Source organism: Sphingomonas hominis (assembly GCF_013328205.1).
In the GTDB taxonomy this organism is placed as follows: domain Bacteria; phylum Pseudomonadota; class Alphaproteobacteria; order Sphingomonadales; family Sphingomonadaceae; genus Sphingomonas; species Sphingomonas hominis.
In genome coordinates this window covers 25,458-42,933 of sequence record NZ_JABULH010000003.1, presented here as the reverse complement: position 1 = coordinate 42,933, position 17,476 = coordinate 25,458, and the positions used below count along the sequence as shown (strand labels likewise).

The following is a 17,476-nucleotide window of genomic DNA, read 5'->3' as shown; positions in this document are numbered from 1 at the left end:
TCTATGTCAGCGCGCTCGGCGATCGTACTTCTCCTCGGGATCGCGACGACGATCGCGGGCTGCGATAAGCCCGCATCGGACAACGGGCAAGCGGCGTCGCGGGGACAAGCGGAGTCGCGGGAGCAAGCCGCCGCGGCGGCCAACGACGCCGCGCCCGCTGTCAGCGCCGACGAGGCCGCGCCATCGGCCGCCAGCGCGCCCAAGGCCGGCGTGGTCGACCGCAGCCACAAGGGCGAAGCGGCGCCCGCCGCCGCCTTCGCCAACGCGGCGGGCAAGCCGCTGACTGTCAAGGCGTTCGGCGGCAAGCCGACGCTGGTGAACCTGTGGGCGACGTGGTGCGCGCCGTGCGTCAAGGAGATGCCCGCGCTCGACGCGGCGGCGAAGGAGGCCGGCGGCCGCATCCGCTTCGTCGCGATCAGCGAGGACATGGACCCGAAGAAAGCACGCCGCTTCTTCGCCGAGCGTCGCCTGTCGGCGATCCAGCCGATGTACGATCCCGAGCTCGGCTACAGCCTGGCGCTGAATGCCAATTTGCCGACGACGATCCTGTACGACAAACAAGGCCGCGAGGTGTGGCGGGTGACCGGCGACCGCGATTGGACCAGCGTGGAATCGCGTGCGCTATTGAGCGAGGTTTGAGCGGCGCTTCGTCACCCCGGACCTGATCCGGGGTCACGCTCGGGATGACGGGAGATCAGCGGCGGTCGTCGGGCTGATCGGCGCGGTCGTAAGCGCGCTCGTCGCTCGGCTCGCGCGCACGGTCGCGCTCGCGCAGCGACGCGCCGGCACCTTGCAACGCCGCGCCCATGTCGCCGATCGCGCGGTCGCCGTGGCGACGGATCTGGTCGGCCAGATCGTTGGCCGCGCGGCTGGTCTGGTTTGCAGCCTCGTCCACCGCGCGTTCGCCGGCGCGGTCGGCCTGCCCGCGGATCGCATCGCCTAGATTGTCGAGGCTGCTCGACACGTTCGCGGCGGCGTCGTTGACGTCGTCGGCTATGGCATTGCCGATGCGGTCGGCCTGGCGATCCGCCGGACGGTCGATCTGTTCCTGGCAGCCGGCGAGTGCGACGGCGGCGATCGCGGCGAAGATGGCGGGCTTCAACATGACGCGAGAACTCCTTCGTGCCCGGCTCAATCGACGAGCGCGCGAAAGGGTTGCCTTACAGCGGATCGCCCGCCTGGAGCCGCGCCAGCTCGACCGGATCGTGGGTGCAGGTGACGGTGACCGCGTCGCGCCGCTCGATCGACAAGCGCCTGAGCCGCGCCTGATTGTCGATTCGGCTGCGCGCGTCGGCCTCCATTAGTCGCTGATAGGCGCGCAGGCCCGGCGTGCAGCGGCGTTCCGCCTCGCGCATCTCACCGCGGTAGAAATAAGCGTCGCCGGCGTGGAGCAGCCAGCGCCCGCCATCCTGCCGCACCGCGACCCCGGCATGGCCCCAGGTGTGACCGGCCAGCGGCACCATCAGGATCTCGGGCGGCAGGCCGTCGAGGTCGCGCACCGCCTCGAACCCGAACCAATCCTCGCCCCGTGCGCCATAGCGCCGCCAATCGGCGACCCCGTTCAACTGCGGCATGCGCCAGCGATTGCGCGCCACGAAGCCGGAGTGAGGCCGCGTTGCGTCGTCATATTCGCGCGCCATGACGTGCACGGTGGCATTCGGGAAATCCTCCAGCCCGCCGGCATGGTCGAAGTCGAGGTGGGTGGCGATGATGTGGCGCACGTCGGACGCCTGGAACCCCAATGCTTCGGCCTGGCGCAGCGCCGTTTCCTCCTCGCGCAGGCGGATGTTGAGCATCGCGCGCCACGGGCGGGGGATGCGCGGATCGGCGCGGTGCGGGTGATCGACGTCCTTTAACCCATAGCCCGTGTCGACCAACACGAGGCCGTGCGCGTCGGTCTCGATCAACAGGCAGTGGCAGACGATATGGCCGAGCAATCCGGTGCTGCACCCGTCGAACAACGCGCCGCCAACGGGGCAATCGGTGCCGCAATTGAGGTGGTGGATCCGCATCGCGTCGCTCCTGACCGGTGTCGCCGGGTGGCGAACAGATGGTCAGGCAACGGCAGCGCCATCGGCAGGTTCCGCGCGCCCGAGCGCGCGCTAACCTGGATAAATGCTTATGCTGCCGCCGTTTTCGCGATGTCGGCGCGGACGCGCAGCGGCACGCGGCCGAGTTCGCTCGCCGAGCGCACCGGATTGGCGAGCGTGATCCGCTTGCCCGTCCAGGTCAGTTCCTCCGCCTTGCGCGCCGCCTGCAACATGCGGTTGACGTGCACCGGGGTGAGCCCGAGCGCGTCCGACATGGTTTCCTGCGTCAGCGGCACGTCGAACCCGCGGTCGCGGACGAGGCCGGCGAGCCCGAGCCGCTCGTACAATTCGAGCAGCAGGTCCATGATCCGCTCCTGCGCGTTCATGCGGCCGAGACGCGTCACCTGCGCCAGCAGATACGCCTCGTCGTGCGCGCGGCTGACGGCATAAGCGAGGTCGAGTGCGGGAGACGCGCCACACGGCGGGGCCGAACAGACCCGCACTGCGGTGAGCGCGATGATCGTGGAGGTGGACACCGGATCGGGCAGCTCGCTGACCCCGATCACGTCGCCGGGCAGCAGCAGGCTGACAATCTGACGGCGACCGTCGACCAGCACGCGGACGCGCGCGGCCCAGCCGTCGAGCAGGATCAACGGCGTGTCAACCGCGCGACCTTCGGACAGCATTTCCTGGCGCGGGCGCAGCAGATAAGCGTCGGCCGCCGCGGCGTCGAGCAGGTCGTGCGCCGCGGCGTCGAGCGATGCCAGCGACGACAAACGCCGGACGACCGACGATGGCTCGTCGACGAGGCGGGGTGCGTTGATCATCCTGTGTCTCCCTGCCCGCACAGCGCGGAAACGGTCGCGATCGTCACTGCTTCTACGCAACGCCCGGTCAAGCACGACATCGCCCGATCGCGCTCGATCAGCGACGAAGCGTCATAAGCGACTACGAATAGAGGCCTTATTCGGGTTCGGTCAACCGGTCGGCGCGCACGCAAGCGCGTTGGCAATCGCGACTCGCGCGACCAGCGCGGCAGGCGCGCGCGTCCGGGACGGCCCCCGTGCCGCATCGGGTGCTGCCCGACTTCCACGAGGAAGCCGGCGCCGATCATGGTCGACACAGCCGCCGACCTGCCCTGGTCAGCCATCGTTCGACACCAGCGGCAGGCGGATCGCGCAGCGCACGCCGCCGCCCTGGAACGTCAGGCTGGTCGTCGCGCCGTGGCGATCGGGCAAGGCGTCCTCGATCAACTCGCGTCCGAAGCCGTCCTGGCTCGGGCTGGTGGAAACGACGGGCACGCCGCGCTCGGTCCAGGTAAAATCGAGCACGGGCGCGCCGTGCTGGTCGACCTCGACGTGCCAGCGGATGTCGACCTGGCCGGTGGTGGTGCGCCATGCGCCGAATTTGAGCGCATTGGTGGTGAGTTCGTGCACCGCCAGCCCCAGTGATTCAGCCAGCGCCAGCGGCAGCGCGACTTCGGGTCCGGCGACGCTGACCTGCGCACCGTCGCTGACGCCGACGGTGATCAACTCGTCGCGTATCAGCGTTTCCAGATCGGCCGATCCATCGGGGTGGCGCGTGACGATCACCTGTGCGCGCGCGAGCGCGTCCAGGCGACCGCGGAAATGGTCGATCATGTCCGACCGGTCGGCAGTCGCCTCTGCGGTGCGGACGAACACCGAGCGGATCAGCGAGAGGATGTTGCGCGCGCGGTGCTGCAACTCGGCGGCGAGGCGGACGTAGCGTTCCTGCATCGTGCGCAGTTCGTGAACGTCGGTCGACGTGCCGAGCCATTCGACGATGCCGCCCGCCTCGTCGCGCACCGGTGTCGCGCGCGTCGCGAACCAGCGATATTCGCCGGTCGCGGCGTGAAGGATGCGCCCTTCCATTTCCAGCCGCCCGGTGCGTTCGGCCGAGCGCCAGAAGGCGCGCGCGGCACTGCGGTCGCTGGGATGCACCGCCGTTTCCCAGCCGAAGCCCAGGCTCGCCTGCGCCGACAAACCGGTGAACGCGGTCCATTGCGGGCTGGACCACGTCCACTCGCCGCCGTCGACCGCGCGCCAGACGAGTTGCGGGATGCCTTCGATCAGGGCGCGCTGGCGCGCCTCGACCTCGCCCAACGCCGCCTGCGCGCGCTTGCCCGCATCGATGTCGATTGCGAAGGCCACCAACGTGCCGTCGCCCAATTCGCGCCCGGCCATCAGCACCCATTTGCGCGAGCCGTCGCTGTGCAGCAATTGCGTCTCGAACGGACCCGTGCGGCCGGTCGCGGCGAAGATCGTCAATTGCTGCCGCGCTTCCGCCGCGTGATCGGGCGCGACCAGCCCGACCCAGTCGAGTGTACCCGCCTCCAGTTGCGCGCGGGTGCGCCCGGTCTTGGCGAACAGGCGGTCGTTGGCGTCGACCAGCGTGCCGTCGCGCGCGAGGACGAGAATGCCGAAGGCGTCGTAATCGAGCACGCGCTGCAACTCGCCGCCGCCGCGCGCGCGGGCCACGTTGCTGCCGGGACCGGCCAGCACGTTGCCGTCGGCCCCGTGCGAGAGCGGATCGGCCAGCGCTTCGCTCAGCACCGGATAATGTTGCTCGATGAAGGCGAGGTCGGGCGCGCACGAGAGTTCGGGATGCGCCTGCGCCCAGAAATGCTCGGCGCGGATGTACGACACCAGCGCCACCATTTGCGCGTAGCGTTCCGCGCCGACCGCAATCGTCAGCGCGTCCGCTATTTGCACCGCATGGTCGGGGCGCGTCAGCACGCTGGCGAGCGCGTCCAACACCTCGCCCTCGGCCGACGATCCCGCCGGCGGCAGATCGGGCAGCGCACCGCGCGCGGCGATGCGCGCGGCGAGGTCGGCGACCTCGGCCGGCGGCACGGGCGGACGGCGCAGCAGCGCGGCGACCTCGTCTTCGCCCTGCGGGACGGCGGTGCGATCACCCGCGGGATAGCCGTTGCCGATCAACCGGCCGACGTGGCGCACCAGGCAGTAGCGCGTGTTCGCCGCCTGCGACAGGCGCACGAACATGCGTTCCTTGAAGATCGCCGGAAGAGGATTGTCGAGATAGGCTTCCTCGGCGAAGCGGCACAGCGCCTCGAGCCCTGCCTTGTCGCTCGCGGTGGTGAATCGCGCCGGGCTGATCCCCAGACGCGCCGCCGCGCTTGCCTCCGCCGCGGGGAGGGCCGGATCGAACCCGGGATCGCTGTCGGTGATCCTTGCGCCTTGTTGGGCGTGCTGCGTCACGTGATCCTGCCCCCTTCTCGCCATCCGCCTCATGTTGCGCGACCATCACGCAAACCGACGTATCTCGCCGTCACGTGTCTGCGGCGACATCGGCCGACCGCAAACGCGTATCAACGAGCGAGGCCGCCGGTGGACGCATCCGATCCGGTTACACCTCGCCGTCACCCACCTCCGACATGCCATCCGCCGACGTGTCATCCGCCGAAGCTCGTGCGTCGCGGTCGAGGTCGACGGCTTTGCTGCCCGCGCCCTTGAACCCTTGCGCGATCACGTACCATTCGGACGAGTCCTTGCGGCTGGCGGGCGGCTTGGCGTGCTTCACGGTCGTGAAGTTGCGCTTCATCTCCGCCACCAGTTCGGCGTCGGCGCCGCCCGCGAACACCTTGGCGACGAACGCGCCGCCCGGGCGCAGCACGTCGATCGCGAAGGCGAGCCCGGCCTCGACCAGCGCCATCGTGCGCAAATGGTCGGTCTGCTGGTGCCCGACCGTATTCGCCGCCATGTCGGACAGGACGAGATCGGCGGCGCCGCTCAGCGCCTCGGTCAACCGGTCGGGCGCGGCATCGTCCATGAAGTCCATCTGCAGGATGGTGACGCCCTCGATCGGATCGACCGGCAGCAGATCGATGCCGACCACGGTGGCACCGGGCGTGCGGCGCTTCACCACCTGGCTCCACCCGCCCGGCGCGATGCCGAGGTCGAGGATGCGCTTCTGCCCGCGCAGGAAGCCGAACCGCTCGTCGAGTTCGAGCAGCTTGTACGCCGCGCGGCTGCGATAACCCTCCGCCCTCGCCTTGCGGACATAGGGGTCGTTCAACTGGCGCTCTAGCCAGCGCGTCGATTGCGCGCTGCGTCCGCGCGCGGTGCGGACGCGGGTGCGACCGCCGGAGCCTCCTCTAGACATGGTTCAGCGTGCTTCCATCAATCGACGCAATATGCCCTCACGGATGCCGCGATCGGCGATACCGAGCCGCTCGGCCGGCCAGAGGTCGAGGATGCCTTCCAGGATCGCGCAGCCTGCCACCACCAGATCGGCGCGCTCGCGCCCGATGCAGGGGAAACGCGCGCGCTCGGCGAGCGACATGCCGGCCAGGTCCTGGCTGATCCGGCGCATGGCCGCGGCCGGCGCGATCAACCCGTCGACCTTGGCGCGGTCGTAGCGTTCGAGCTCCAGATGCACGCTCGCCAGCGTCGTCACGGTGCCGCTGGTGCCGAGCAGCCGCGGGCGATCACCCGGATCGGGCAGACGCGCAGCGAAGGGCGCGAAACTGTCGCGTACCAGCGCGCGCATCCGCGCGTAGCTCGCCGCGCGCTCGGCCGCGCCGTCGCCGCCGCCCGCACTCTCGGTCAGCGACACGACGCCCCAGGGCGCGCTGTGCCAATCCTTGACGGTCGGTACCGTGCTGGTCGGGTCGATCAGCACCAGCTCGGTCGAGCCGCCGCCGATATCGAACACCAAGGCGTGGCCGGTGCCCGGCTCCAGCAGCGCGTGGCAGCCGAGCACGGCCAGCCGCGCTTCCTCCTCGGCGGAGATGATGTCGAGGTGGATGCCCGTCTCGTCATACGCGCGCGCGATGAAGTCGTGGCCGTTCGCCGCGCGGCGGCACGCCTCGGTCGCGACCGAGCGCGCAAGCGTCACGTTGCGGCGGCGCAACTTGTCGCCGCACACCTTCAAGGCGGCAATCGTCCGCTCGATCGCGAGATCGGACAAGCGCCCCGACGAAGCGAGCCCCTCACCCAGTCGCACGATGCGCGAGAAGGCGTCCACCACCGCGAAGCCGTCGCCCTGCGGCCGCGCGATCAGCAACCGGCAATTGTTGGTGCCGAGATCGAGCGCGGCGTAATGCCGCGCATAGCCTCCGCGTGGGTTGGGGCCCCCGCGTGGGTTGGGACCGCCGCGGGGATGCGGCGCTTGCCTAGCCGAACGGGCGGGGTCTTCCCGCCGGCGCGGCAATTCGGCGGGAATGTCCACCATTGCCGTCTACTCACTTTTTTCTTCCGTCACGGGCGCTTGCGTGCGTCCGCCGGTGCTTGAACATCAAGCTAGCAGCGCTCGCTCCCCACGGCAAGCGGCGCGCGCAGAAGGGCGTTGACACAGACCATCGCCCCGCCTAAATGCGCGGCCTCGTTGCCCGATCCTCTAATGGTAAGAGAGCGGACTCTGACTCCGTCAATCAAGGTTCGAGTCCTTGTCGGGCATCCAATTTCCTCAGCGTTACTGATCAGCGGCGTTCTAAACGGCTGAGTGAGCCGGGCGATTTCCTAAAGCTAGTTCGGGCTATTGGTAGCGCAACTTACGCGCAACAGTACGGTGGCATCGTTACAAATCAGCTTGATCGCCGCCAAAGTCTGATGACGCACTCGCCACGTCGGTTTGGGTCGAATCGATCGGCCGCCTTCGCTGTCCCGTCCGAGACTCTGGTACAGATCGCTAGCGGATTTGCCGCAGCAGAGCCGCTCGGCCTGACCTCGCCCACGCTCCTTCGCAACATGCCTTTTGCCTTTTCCGGAGGGAGGTATTCGGCGAGCGCGCACGCGATCGCGCGCGTAGCGGATACGTGACCCAGCGAGGATCATCGCTCAGTGCCCCGGCCCAGCTAGGGAAGGCCGGGGGGTGAGGCCCGTCGCTTCAAGCTCACATGAGCTTGTCGAGCGTGATCGGCAGGTCGCGGATGCGCTTGCCCGTGGCGTTGAACACTGCGTTCGCCACCGCCGCGCCGACGCCGATCCCGCCGACGCCGTGCGCCCATCGGTGCGTACGGGTCAGGGATGTTGGTTCACATTACCTCGATCTCGAGCACGTCCATGTGCCCCGGCAGGTGATCTTCAGGTGCGACCCGTGCAGACGCCAAATAGCCGATCCCTCGTCGCCACGGTAACGTCTTCGGCGGTCCCGCATGCGCCGTATCGCCCACCCGGCCGGTTCATCCTGCAGGCCATCCGACATTCATAAGAAATCGTCGTTGCGGCGTCGCGCGTGGCGTGCACATTGCCCCGGTCGATCGGGGGATCGACGGAAAAATGCTCCGGGGGAGGAAGAATGACGATCGCGAAGCTGTTCATGGCGGTGCTGGCCGGCGCGCTGGTCATCGCGCCGCCGCTGGCGTTCGCGCAGGAGCGCACCGCGGTTAGAAAGGGCTTCGATCCCGCGAGCGCGAAGGGCAAGACGATATTGCTGCTGCGCCCGACGGTGCGCGTCGGTGCGCAATCAACCGGCGGCATGTTCGAGCCCAACGGCGAGTGGACCGATCAATCGCGCAAGAACATCGACGTGGCACTGAACAAAATTCAGGACCGGATCGGCAACCGCATCGTCGTCGCGCCCGAAGCCTTCGGCGCGGAGGCGCGGCTCGCCGAGGAATATGCCGCGCTGTTCGCCTCGATCTCGCAGTCGGTGATCGCCTACCAATTCTTCCCCGGCAACCGCCTGCCGACCAAGAAGCGCGACAACAAGGCCGACGTGTTCGACTGGTCGCTGGGTGCGGGCGTCGCTGATCTGCCCGGCGCGAGGAACGCGGACTACGCCTTGTTCATCTACAACAAGGACGCCTACGGATCGACCGGTCGCAAGCTGCTGCAGATGGTCGCGTTGCTGGGACCCGGCGTGACGGTGAAGTCGGGCGAGCACGCGGGCTATGCGGGGCTGGTCGATCTGAAGACCGGCGATGTGCTGTGGTTGAACGCCGACGGTGCGATGGGCGGCGACGTGCGCACCGCCGAGGGCGCCGACAAGCGCGTCGGACAGCTTCTGGAAGGCTTGCCCGGCAGCAGGTTGGAGCCGAGCGCGACGACGGTCGCCGCGGCGAAGCCGTGAAGCTCCCCGTCGCGGCACTCGCGGGCCTCGCCGCGCTCGCCGCCACCCCGAGCCACGCTGTCGCGGGCGGAACCGCCGCCGCGCCGCCACCACCGCCCTATGCCGGGGTCTACCAGCCGCGCGGCACCGACGAGATCGGCCTGTGGCGCGAGGCCGACGAGGACGAGCGCACACTGGCGAACTCACCGCTCGTCGACCGCGACGAGGCGCTGAACGCTTACGTCAAAAACGTGCTGTGCAACGCGGTCGGGGCCGATCGGTGCAAGGCGACGCGCCTCTACATCCTGCGCACGCCGGTCTTCAACGCGTCGATGTCGCCGAACGGAACGATGCGCGTCTTCACCGGCCTGTTGCTGCGGATGCGCAGCGAGGCCGAGCTCGCCGCGGTGCTGGGGCATGAATTCGGCCATTTCGAGCGCCGACACAATCTTGAACGGTTCAAGGCGTCGCGCAGCGGCTCCGACATGCTCAGCTGGGCGACCATGCTGACCGCCATGTCGGGCAGCTATCAGGCGCAATCGAGCTTCAACAGCCTGCAATTGTCGGTCTACGGCGGGCTGTTCCGCTACCAGCGCGACAATGAGCGCGAGGCCGACCTGCTCGGCCTGGGGTACCTGAACGCCAGCACGCTGCGCCCGCAGGCGGCGGCGCAGGTGTGGCGCAACGCGATGGGCGAGGCGGAAGCGTCGGCAACCGCGCGCGGGCTCAAGAAACCACGCTTCGACGCGATCGCCTTCACCGCCTCGCACCCGCCCGACGCGGAGCGTGCCGCCTATCTGGGGGACCTCGCCTCGCCCGACGGCGCCACGCGCGACGATGGCGCGGCGCGCTACGCACAGGCGATGTCGCGCTGGCAGGCGCTGTTCCTCGACGACCAGATCAAGCTCAACGATTTCGGTGCGAGCGACTATGTCATCGCGATGCTGTCGGCGGGCGGCTGGACCGCGCCGCTGTGGCGTGCGCGCGGCGACCTGTACCGCGCGCGCGGCCATCCGCGCGACCTGGTGGCGGCGGGCGAGTTCTACGCCAATGCGGTGGCGCTCGACCCTGAACTGGCAGAGGCGCAGCGCGGACACGGGCTCGCGCTGCTGAAAACGGGACGTCGCGCCGAGGGACAGGCGGCGCTCGGCCGCTATCTGGCGCTCAAGCCCGACGCGCCGGACGCGGCGATGATCGACACATTGTTCAAGGGAGAGAATTGATGGCCAAGCGGCTCCGCGCCTGCATGCTCGCGGCGACGCTCGCCGCCGCAGTGTTGTCGGCGTCTCCCGGCATCGCGGGCAACGCGCTGCGCGAGAAGGGCAAGCCGGCGACGATCTCGAACTCGACGCTTACCGTCACGCCGTCGCGCGACTGGAACCGGCTCGCCTTCGCGCCGGGCAAGAACACCGAATTGTGGACGCTCGACGGCGAAAATCTGAACGACGTGACCTTCTTCGCCGGGATCGAACCGGGCAAGCCGCTGATCCGCGAAGTGAGCAAGCGCAAACCGCTGCCCAAGTTCACGCGTGAGACGCTGCTGGTCGAAGTGCCGGAGCTGCTGGAGGGCACCTACCGCGCGAGCAAGGAGATCGCGACCTTCACGGTCACCGGTGCCAAGCCCGACCGCTTCCTGGGCCAGGACGGCATCCGCTTCACCTTCGACTACGTCGACCAGGACGGGCTCGGCCGTCTGGGCGAGGGTCGTGCGACGTTGGTCAACGGCTCGCTCTACATGGCGACGTTCAGCGCGCCGCGTTTATTATTACGAACGCTCGCTCGCGGACTTCCGCGCGCTGGCCGACGCGGCGACGCTGGCCAGCCCACCGGCGCGATCGTGATGGTCAGCAGGCAGGGCTGAGCGCCGACGACGGAGTGGGCTCCTCCCTAGCCGCACCGCCAGGAGGTGCAGTGCCCGCTCAGTGGCGCTGTCACCTGCACGACCAAGACGTGGGCTGCCGGTCTGCAACCGACGTCGTGTACCGACTCGTTGGCACCAAACCGCGCGCTTGGTCTAACGTGGCGCGACGTGGCGCGGATGTTCGCGCACGCCGCCCCGGTCCTTCCCTGACAGGTTACAGCCTGCGACGTAGTTTACCGTTCCGCTCAGGTTATAGGCGTCCTGCACCGCCTCCGTCTGCGTCACGTTGGCGCGCCAGCGCGGCGTGCCCGACCCTGCGGTCAGATTGTAGTTGCCGAGCGTGCCGACATACTTCTCCTTGCGCCCGCCCAGGAAAGGTCGTGCTCAGATCGAGCAGCAGGCTCGCCTCGCCCGAGATCTGCGGCGTCGCATTTCCGAACCCGACACCGATTGCCGCCGGTAGGCGTTGTTGAACACGGTCGAGTCATTGGTGACGTAACCGATGCGCGCACGATCGGCACGCGAACGCCACGTTATGCCGGCGCGCGCAGTCGGTAGCCGACACCCAGTTCGTTCGCGATCACGCTGCCGACCGGCGCGGGTGCCTCCAGCTTCTGGCGCAGGTTGCGGATGACGATGCGCAGATACTCGACCCGCGGCTCCTCCTCCCCGCCCCAGCACGTGGCGAGCAGCCGCTCGTGCGTGACGATCCGCCCGACGTGACGCGTCAGCACCGCCAGCACGTCGTGCTCCTTGCGCGTCAGATGCACCTCCTCGTTTCCGCGCCGCACCACCCGGCGGTCAATGTCGATCAACAGCTCGCCGTGGCGGACGGGCTGGCCGGCCGCCGCCTGCGCGCCGCGATGACGCAGCGCCACGCGCAGGCGGGCGAGCAGTTCGTCGGTGTCGAACGGCTTGGTGACGTAATCGTCGGCGCCGAGGTCGAGCGCGGCGACCTTCTCCTCCACCGCCTCGCGCGCGGACACCACCAGGATCACGGCATTACCCTGCGCGTGGAGCAGCGGCACCACCGACAATCCGTCGCGATCGGGCAGGCCGAGGTCGAGCAGCACCGCGTCGGGATGCTCCGCCGCCGCCTGGCGCAACGCACTCCGCGCGTCCGCCGCCTCGACCACGTCATAGCCTGCGCGGATCAGCGTGTTGCGCAATAACCGGCGGATGGCGGCGTCGTCGTCGACGGCCAGGATCTTGGCGGACATTCAGGCAATGCTCTCGGGCAAGGAAGCGCGCACGATCAGCGCGGCGGGGAAGACCAACGTGAACACCGCGCCGCCGCCCGTGTCGGCCGCACGGTTGCCGCTCTCGACGGTGAGCCCCATCGCCTCGGCGAAGGCCTTGACGATGGCGAGGCCCAGCCCGGTTCCGCCAACCGCGCGATCCGATCCTTCCAGCCGCGTGAACGTCTCGAACACCGCGGCCTCGCGGCCGGGCGGCAAGCCGGGTCCGTGATCGAGTACCGACAACCGCACCTCGCCGAAGCGGTTGCGCCCTTCGATCACGATCTCGCTGCCCGGATCGCCGTAGCGCCCGGCATTGTCGAGCAGGTTGAGCAGGCAGTGATGCAGCAATTGCGCGTCGGCGCGCACCAGCGGCAGGTCGGGCGGCACGTCGAGCCGCAGCGGGTGCCCTTCCAGCGCGCGCCGCGCGTCGTGCGCCGCCCCCGTCACCGCGTCACTCAGGTCGATCGCCTCCACCGCCAGCCTGATCACGCCTGCCTCGACCCGCGCCATATCGAGCAAATTGGCGACGAAGCGGTTGAGCCGCGCGGCTTCCGACTTGATCGTCGCGATCAGCTCGGGCGTGGTGCCGTGGTCCAGCGCGTCGGCCGCGCCGATCACGGCGGTGAGCGGGGTGCGCAGGTCGTGGCTGACCGACGACAACAGCGCCGCGCGCAACCGGTCGCGCGTGCGCACCGCGCCCACGTCGCGCATCTCGCTTTCCAGCCGCAATCGTTCCAGCACCAGCGCCGATTGGTCGATCAAACTGCTGAGCAGCGGCAGTTGGTCGGCGCGCACCGGCTCGCCGCCGCCCTCGTCGGCGATGCCCAGCACGCCCAGCGCGCGGTCGCCGGCGCGCAGCGGCTGGAACAGCCATTCCGACGCGGCGAGCGTACCCGATCCGCGCCCAGTCGCCACGCCTGTATCGAACGACCAGCGCGCGGCGGCATTGTCCATCGTGTCGAGCCGGTAGCCCGCGTCGCTGGCAGCGAGCAGCGACAGGTTGATGCCCTCCCCCGGCCCGAGCAGCAGCACGTGCACGCCCAGTAGGCGGCGAACATCGTCGCAGATCATCTGCGCGGCAACGTCGGGATCGTTGACGCCGGCGATCCGGCGCAGAAAACCGGCGAGTGCGGCGTTAGTGCGCGCGCTCGCCGTGGCCAGGTCGGCCTGCGCACGGACACGCGCGGTCAACTGGCTGGTCGCCACCGCGATGCCCAGCAGCATGACGACCGACACTGCATTCTCGGGATTGCTGATGCTCAACGTACCGACCGGGGGCAGGAAGAAGAAGTTGTAGGCGAGACTGGACGCGATTCCGGCGAACAGCCCGGTGCGCAAACCGAACAGGCTCGCCCCGACCATCACCGGCAACAGGTACAGCAATGCGAGATTGCCGAGGTCGAGACCCTCATCGAGCGCGACGCCGATCGCGGTGATCGCGGCCACCAGTGCGGTCGTCGCCGCATAGCCCACGGGCGAGCCCCAGCGCGTCGCTGCGCGCGCCGTTCCGCGATCCGGGTCGCTTCCGGTCTCCACCGGCATGACGTGGATCGCGATGCCGGGTGTGGCGCGGATCAGCCGGTCGACCACCGAGCCGTGGCGCAGCTCGAACCAACGCGACCGCCGCGACTTGCCGATCACCAATTGCGTCGCGCGCGCATCGGCCACGAAGCGCTGGATCCCTTCGACTACGCTTGCTGCCGGCAGCGTCGCCACCATCCCGCCCAATTGCGTCGCCAGCGTCATCGCGGCGGCGACGCGCGCGTGTTGCGCAGCGGTGAAGTGCGCCGCGCGCGGCGTTTCGATGAACAAGGCGGTCCACGGCCCCTTCTGCGCATCGGCGACGCGCTTGGCGGCGCGCACCAGCGCGTCGGCGCCCGGCAGCTCGTTGATCGCGACCACGATCCGGTCGCTCCCCGCCCAAGTGCCGCCCAGCCCCAGTGCGCGCACGTCGTCGAGCATCCGCGCGTCGACCGCCTGCGCGGCGTGGCGCAGCGCCAATTCGCGTAGCGCCGACAGGTTGGATTTGGAAAAGAAATGGTCGAGCGCGCGCGTCGCTTCCTGCGGCAGATAGACCTTGCCCGCGCGCAACCGCTCGATCAGCTCGTCGGGCGGGATGTCGACCACCTCGATCTCGGCCGCCTCCAGGATGCGGTCGGGCACCGTCTCGCGGACGCGGACGCGGGTGAAGCTCGCCACCACGTCGTTCAAACTTTCGACGTGCTGGATGTTGACCGTCGAATAAACGTCGATCCCGGCCGCCAGCAGCTCCTCGACGTCGTGGTAACGCTTGGCATGGCGGCTGCCCGGCGCGTTGCTGTGGGCGAGTTCGTCGACCAGCACCAGCCGCGGCGCCCGCGCGAGGATGGCGTCGAGATCCATCTCGCGCAGCACGCGCCCTTCGTACGCGACGTCGCGCCGCGGTACGATCTCATGCGCGCGCGTCAGCGCCTCGGTCTCGACGCGGCCGTGCGTTTCCACCACGCCGACCACCACATCGACGCCGTCGCGCGCGCGCGCGGCTCCTTCGGTCAGCATCTCGAACGTCTTGCCGACGCCGGGTGCCGCGCCGAGGAAGATCTTTAACCGTCCTCGCCCCTCCTGCGCGGCGGCGCGCAGCAGGGCGTCGGGATCGGGTCTGGCGTCGCCCGCTGCCGCCATCAGCGCCCGGCGGGCCCCGCCAGCGCGTCGAGCGCGCGGTTGAGCGCGAGCACGTTGACGCGCTGGTCGGCGAGCAGCGGGCGGACCGTCAGGTCAGCGACCAGCGCGCGGACTCGCGCGATCGGCAGCCCACGCACCCGTGCCACGCGCGCCGCCTGCGCCTGTGCGGCGGCCGGTGACAGATCGGGGTCGAGCCCGGAGCCGCTGGCGGTGACCAGATCGGCAGGCAGCGCGCCGGCGACGCCCGCTGCACGCTGCTTTGCGACGTCGCCCTTCACGCGCTCAACCAGCACCTGCGACGCCGGCCCCAGGTTCGAGCCCGACGAGGCGAGCCCATCATAACTCGTGCCCGCAGCCGACGGCCGCGTCTGGAAATAGCGCTCACTCACGAACGCCTGCCCGACCACCGCCGAGCCGATCACGCGCCCGTCAGCATCGCGCACTAGGCTGCCGTTCGCCTGCACCGGCATCACCGCCTGCGCGACCCCCGTCATCGCTAGCGGATAGGCGAGCCCGAGAAGTGCTGCGAACAGGATCGTCATCACGATAGCGGGGCGCAGCGCCGAGGAAAAATCGTGTCCCATATCCATCACTCCTTACGCGAGCCCGAGCCCGCCGACCAACAGGTCGATGATCTTGATGCCGACGAACGGCGCGACGAGCCCACCCAATCCGTACACGGCAAGGTTGCGCGCGAGCAGCGGCCCCGCCGCCATTGGCCGATACGCGACGCCCTTGAGCGCCAGCGGCACCAGCAGCGGGATGATGACCGCGTTGAAGATGATCGCGCTCAGGATCGCCGATTGCGGCGTCGCCAGCCCCATGACGTTCAACACGCCCAATCCGGGATAGAGCGCCACGAACATCGCCGGAATGATCGCGAAATATTTGGCGACGTCGTTCGCGACCGAGAAGGTGGTCAGGCTCCCTCGCGTCATCAGCAATTGCTTGCCCAGCCCCACCACCTCGATCAGCTTGGTCGGGTCGCTGTCGAGGTCGACCATGTTGCCCGCCTCTCGCGCCGCCTGGGTGCCGGTGTTCATCGCCACGCCGACGTCGGCCTGTGCCAGCGCGGGCGCGTCGTTGGTGCCGTCGCCGCACATCGCCACCAGCTTGCCACCTTGCTGCTCGCGGCGGATCAGCGCGAGCTTGTCCTCGGGCGTCGCCTGCGCGAGGAAGTCGTCGACACCCGCCTCGGCCGCGATCGCGGCGGCGGTCAGCGGGTTGTCGCCGGTGATCATCACCGTGCGGATGCCCATGGCACGCAGCTCGCCGAAGCGTTCGCGGATGCCGGCCTTCACCACGTCCTTCAAAAAGATCGCGCCGAGCAGTCGGCCGTCCTTCGCCACCGCCAGCGGGGTGCCGCCGGCGCGCGCGATCTCATCGGTAATGCGCCGCAGCTCGGTCGCCGCGGCGGTCGCGCCCGATCCCTCGTTGGCGCGCAGGATCGAGTCGACCGCGCCCTTCTGGATCAGCGTGGTCCCGAAGCGGACACCGGACACGCGCGTCTGCGCGGTGAAGGGGATCACCTCCGCGTCCGCGGGCATCGGGCGTTGCAGGTCGAACCGCTCGCGCGCCAGCACCACCACCGAGCGACCTTCGGGCGTCTCGTCGGCGAGGCTGGCGAGCAGCGCCGCTTCGGCCAGTTCGGCCTCGCTCGCACCGCCGACGGCGCGGAACTCGCTCGCCTGGCGGTCGCCGATCGTGATCGTACCGGTCTTGTCGAGCAGCAGCACGTCGATGTCGCCCGCCGCCTCGACCGCGCGGCCCGATTTCGCCAGCACGTTGAACCGCACCAGCCGGTCCATGCCGGCGATGCCGATCGCAGACAGCAGCGCGGCGATCGTCGTCGGGATCAGCGTGATGAGCAGCGCCGCCAGAATCGCGACCGGGATGCTGCCGCCGGCATAGATCGCGAACGCGGGCACGGTCGCCACTGCGATCAGGAAGATGATGGTGAGGCCCACCAGCAGCAGCGTCAGTGCGATCTCGTTGGGCGTCTTCTGCCGCTCCGCGCCCTCGACCAGCGCGATCATGCGGTCGAGGAAGCCTTTGCCGGGCTCCACGGTCACGCGCACGCGGATCTCGTCGGAGATGACGCGCGTGCCCGCGGTCACCGCGGATCGGTCGCCGCCCGCCTCGCGGATCACCGGTGCGCTCTCGCCGGTGATCGCGGCCTCGTTGACGCTCGCGACACCCGACACGACCTCGCCGTCCGACGGGATCAGGTCGTTGGTCTCGACCAGCACGACATCGCCGATCTTGAGCTGGCTGGCGGGCACGTCGTCCCATTGCCGGCCGTCTCCCTTCAACCGCTTGGCGGTGAGTTCTGCCTTGGCGGCGCGCAACGACGCCGCCTGCGCCTTGCCGCGTCCTTCCGCCAGTGCTTCGGCAAAGGTGCCGAACAGCACCGTCAGCCACAACCACACCACCAGTTGCAGCTTGAAGCCGAGCGACAGCCCGTCGCCGCCGACGTTGATCAGCACCGTCAGCAGCAGCGCGACGCAGGCGGTGACGAACATCACCGGATTGCGCACCAGCTCGCGCGGATTGAGTTTCACGAACGACGCCCGGATCGCCGGCAACACCAGGTCGGCGGTGAACAGGCTCTTGGTCGGCGGTTTTTGGGATTGGGTATTTGGCACGATAGC

At 69.2% G+C, this 17,476-nt stretch carries 14 protein-coding genes, 1 tRNA gene and 1 pseudogene; 5 read left to right on the top strand and 11 right to left on the bottom strand.

Annotation, left to right across the window (positions count from 1 at the left end):
• Positions 1-3 precede the first annotated feature (3 nt).
• Positions 4-639, top strand: a complete 636-nt coding sequence (locus HRV97_RS08525; protein WP_174193847.1) for a TlpA family protein disulfide reductase — start codon at positions 4-6, stop codon at positions 637-639.
• A 55-nt stretch (positions 640-694) separates the two neighbouring features.
• On the opposite strand, the gene HRV97_RS08520 is transcribed toward HRV97_RS08525, so the two are convergent.
• From HRV97_RS08520 to HRV97_RS08495, 6 genes are all read right to left on the bottom strand, one after another.
• Positions 695-1,105 carry a hypothetical protein gene (locus HRV97_RS08520; protein WP_174193846.1) on the bottom strand — a complete coding sequence of 137 codons (411 nt, stop codon included), beginning with the start codon at positions 1,103-1,105 and terminating at the stop codon, positions 695-697.
• Positions 1,106-1,160: 55 nt separating this feature from the next.
• Positions 1,161-2,012 (bottom strand): MBL fold metallo-hydrolase, encoded by an 852-nt coding sequence (locus tag HRV97_RS08515; protein ID WP_174193845.1) that lies wholly within the window; start codon positions 2,010-2,012, stop codon positions 1,161-1,163.
• 107 nt (positions 2,013-2,119) lie between these two features.
• A complete protein-coding gene (locus HRV97_RS08510; RefSeq protein ID WP_174193844.1) occupies positions 2,120-2,857 on the bottom strand; it encodes a Crp/Fnr family transcriptional regulator in 738 nt (245 codons plus the stop codon).
• A gap of 315 nt (positions 2,858-3,172) precedes the next feature.
• Complete coding sequence (locus tag HRV97_RS08505; protein ID WP_174193843.1) at positions 3,173-5,269, bottom strand: PAS domain-containing protein; 2,097 nt, start codon at positions 5,267-5,269, stop codon at positions 3,173-3,175.
• 148 nt (positions 5,270-5,417) lie between these two features.
• A complete protein-coding gene (locus HRV97_RS08500) occupies positions 5,418-6,173 on the bottom strand; it encodes an RlmE family RNA methyltransferase (RefSeq protein WP_246248627.1) in 756 nt (251 codons plus the stop codon).
• Between the two features lie 3 nt (positions 6,174-6,176).
• Positions 6,177-7,244: a Ppx/GppA phosphatase family protein gene (locus tag HRV97_RS08495; RefSeq protein ID WP_174193842.1), complete on the bottom strand. Its 1,068-nt coding sequence runs from the start codon at positions 7,242-7,244 to the stop codon at positions 6,177-6,179.
• 154 nt (positions 7,245-7,398) lie between these two features.
• On the opposite strand from HRV97_RS08495, the gene HRV97_RS08490 reads away from it, so the two are divergent.
• A tRNA-Gln gene (locus HRV97_RS08490) sits at positions 7,399-7,472 on the top strand.
• Between the two features lie 432 nt (positions 7,473-7,904).
• Here HRV97_RS08490 and HRV97_RS17390 read toward each other — a convergent pair.
• Positions 7,905-8,097, bottom strand: a pseudogene (locus tag HRV97_RS17390) (hypothetical protein); the annotation flags it as partial.
• Between the two features lie 212 nt (positions 8,098-8,309).
• On the opposite strand from HRV97_RS17390, the gene HRV97_RS08485 reads away from it, so the two are divergent.
• From HRV97_RS08485 to HRV97_RS08475, 3 genes are read left to right on the top strand one after another with little or no spacing between them, the layout of a single operon-like run.
• The gene (locus tag HRV97_RS08485; protein ID WP_246248626.1) at positions 8,310-9,083 is read left to right on the top strand and encodes a hypothetical protein; all 774 of its coding nucleotides are present in this window, start codon (positions 8,310-8,312) and stop codon (positions 9,081-9,083) included.
• Positions 9,080-10,285: a M48 family metalloprotease gene (locus tag HRV97_RS08480; RefSeq protein WP_174193841.1), complete on the top strand. Its 1,206-nt coding sequence runs from the start codon at positions 9,080-9,082 to the stop codon at positions 10,283-10,285. The genes HRV97_RS08485 and HRV97_RS08480 overlap by 4 nt, the downstream gene beginning before the upstream one ends.
• Positions 10,285-10,923 carry a hypothetical protein gene (locus HRV97_RS08475; RefSeq protein WP_246248625.1) on the top strand — a complete coding sequence of 213 codons (639 nt, stop codon included), beginning with the start codon at positions 10,285-10,287 and terminating at the stop codon, positions 10,921-10,923. The genes HRV97_RS08480 and HRV97_RS08475 overlap by 1 nt, the downstream gene beginning before the upstream one ends.
• A gap of 533 nt (positions 10,924-11,456) precedes the next feature.
• Here HRV97_RS08475 and HRV97_RS08470 read toward each other — a convergent pair.
• From HRV97_RS08470 to kdpB, 4 genes are read right to left on the bottom strand one after another with little or no spacing between them, the layout of a single operon-like run.
• Positions 11,457-12,143: a response regulator transcription factor gene (locus tag HRV97_RS08470; RefSeq protein WP_174193840.1), complete on the bottom strand. Its 687-nt coding sequence runs from the start codon at positions 12,141-12,143 to the stop codon at positions 11,457-11,459.
• The gene (locus HRV97_RS08465) at positions 12,144-14,825 is read right to left on the bottom strand and encodes a sensor histidine kinase (RefSeq protein WP_174193839.1); all 2,682 of its coding nucleotides are present in this window, start codon (positions 14,823-14,825) and stop codon (positions 12,144-12,146) included.
• Positions 14,825-15,409 carry a potassium-transporting ATPase subunit KdpC gene (kdpC, locus tag HRV97_RS08460; protein ID WP_174193838.1) on the bottom strand — a complete coding sequence of 195 codons (585 nt, stop codon included), beginning with the start codon at positions 15,407-15,409 and terminating at the stop codon, positions 14,825-14,827. Before kdpC ends, HRV97_RS08465 begins: the two co-directional genes overlap by 1 nt.
• Before the next feature lie 12 nt (positions 15,410-15,421).
• Positions 15,422-17,470, bottom strand: a complete 2,049-nt coding sequence (gene kdpB / locus HRV97_RS08455; RefSeq protein ID WP_174193837.1) for a potassium-transporting ATPase subunit KdpB — start codon at positions 17,468-17,470, stop codon at positions 15,422-15,424.
• Positions 17,471-17,476 lie beyond the last annotated feature (6 nt).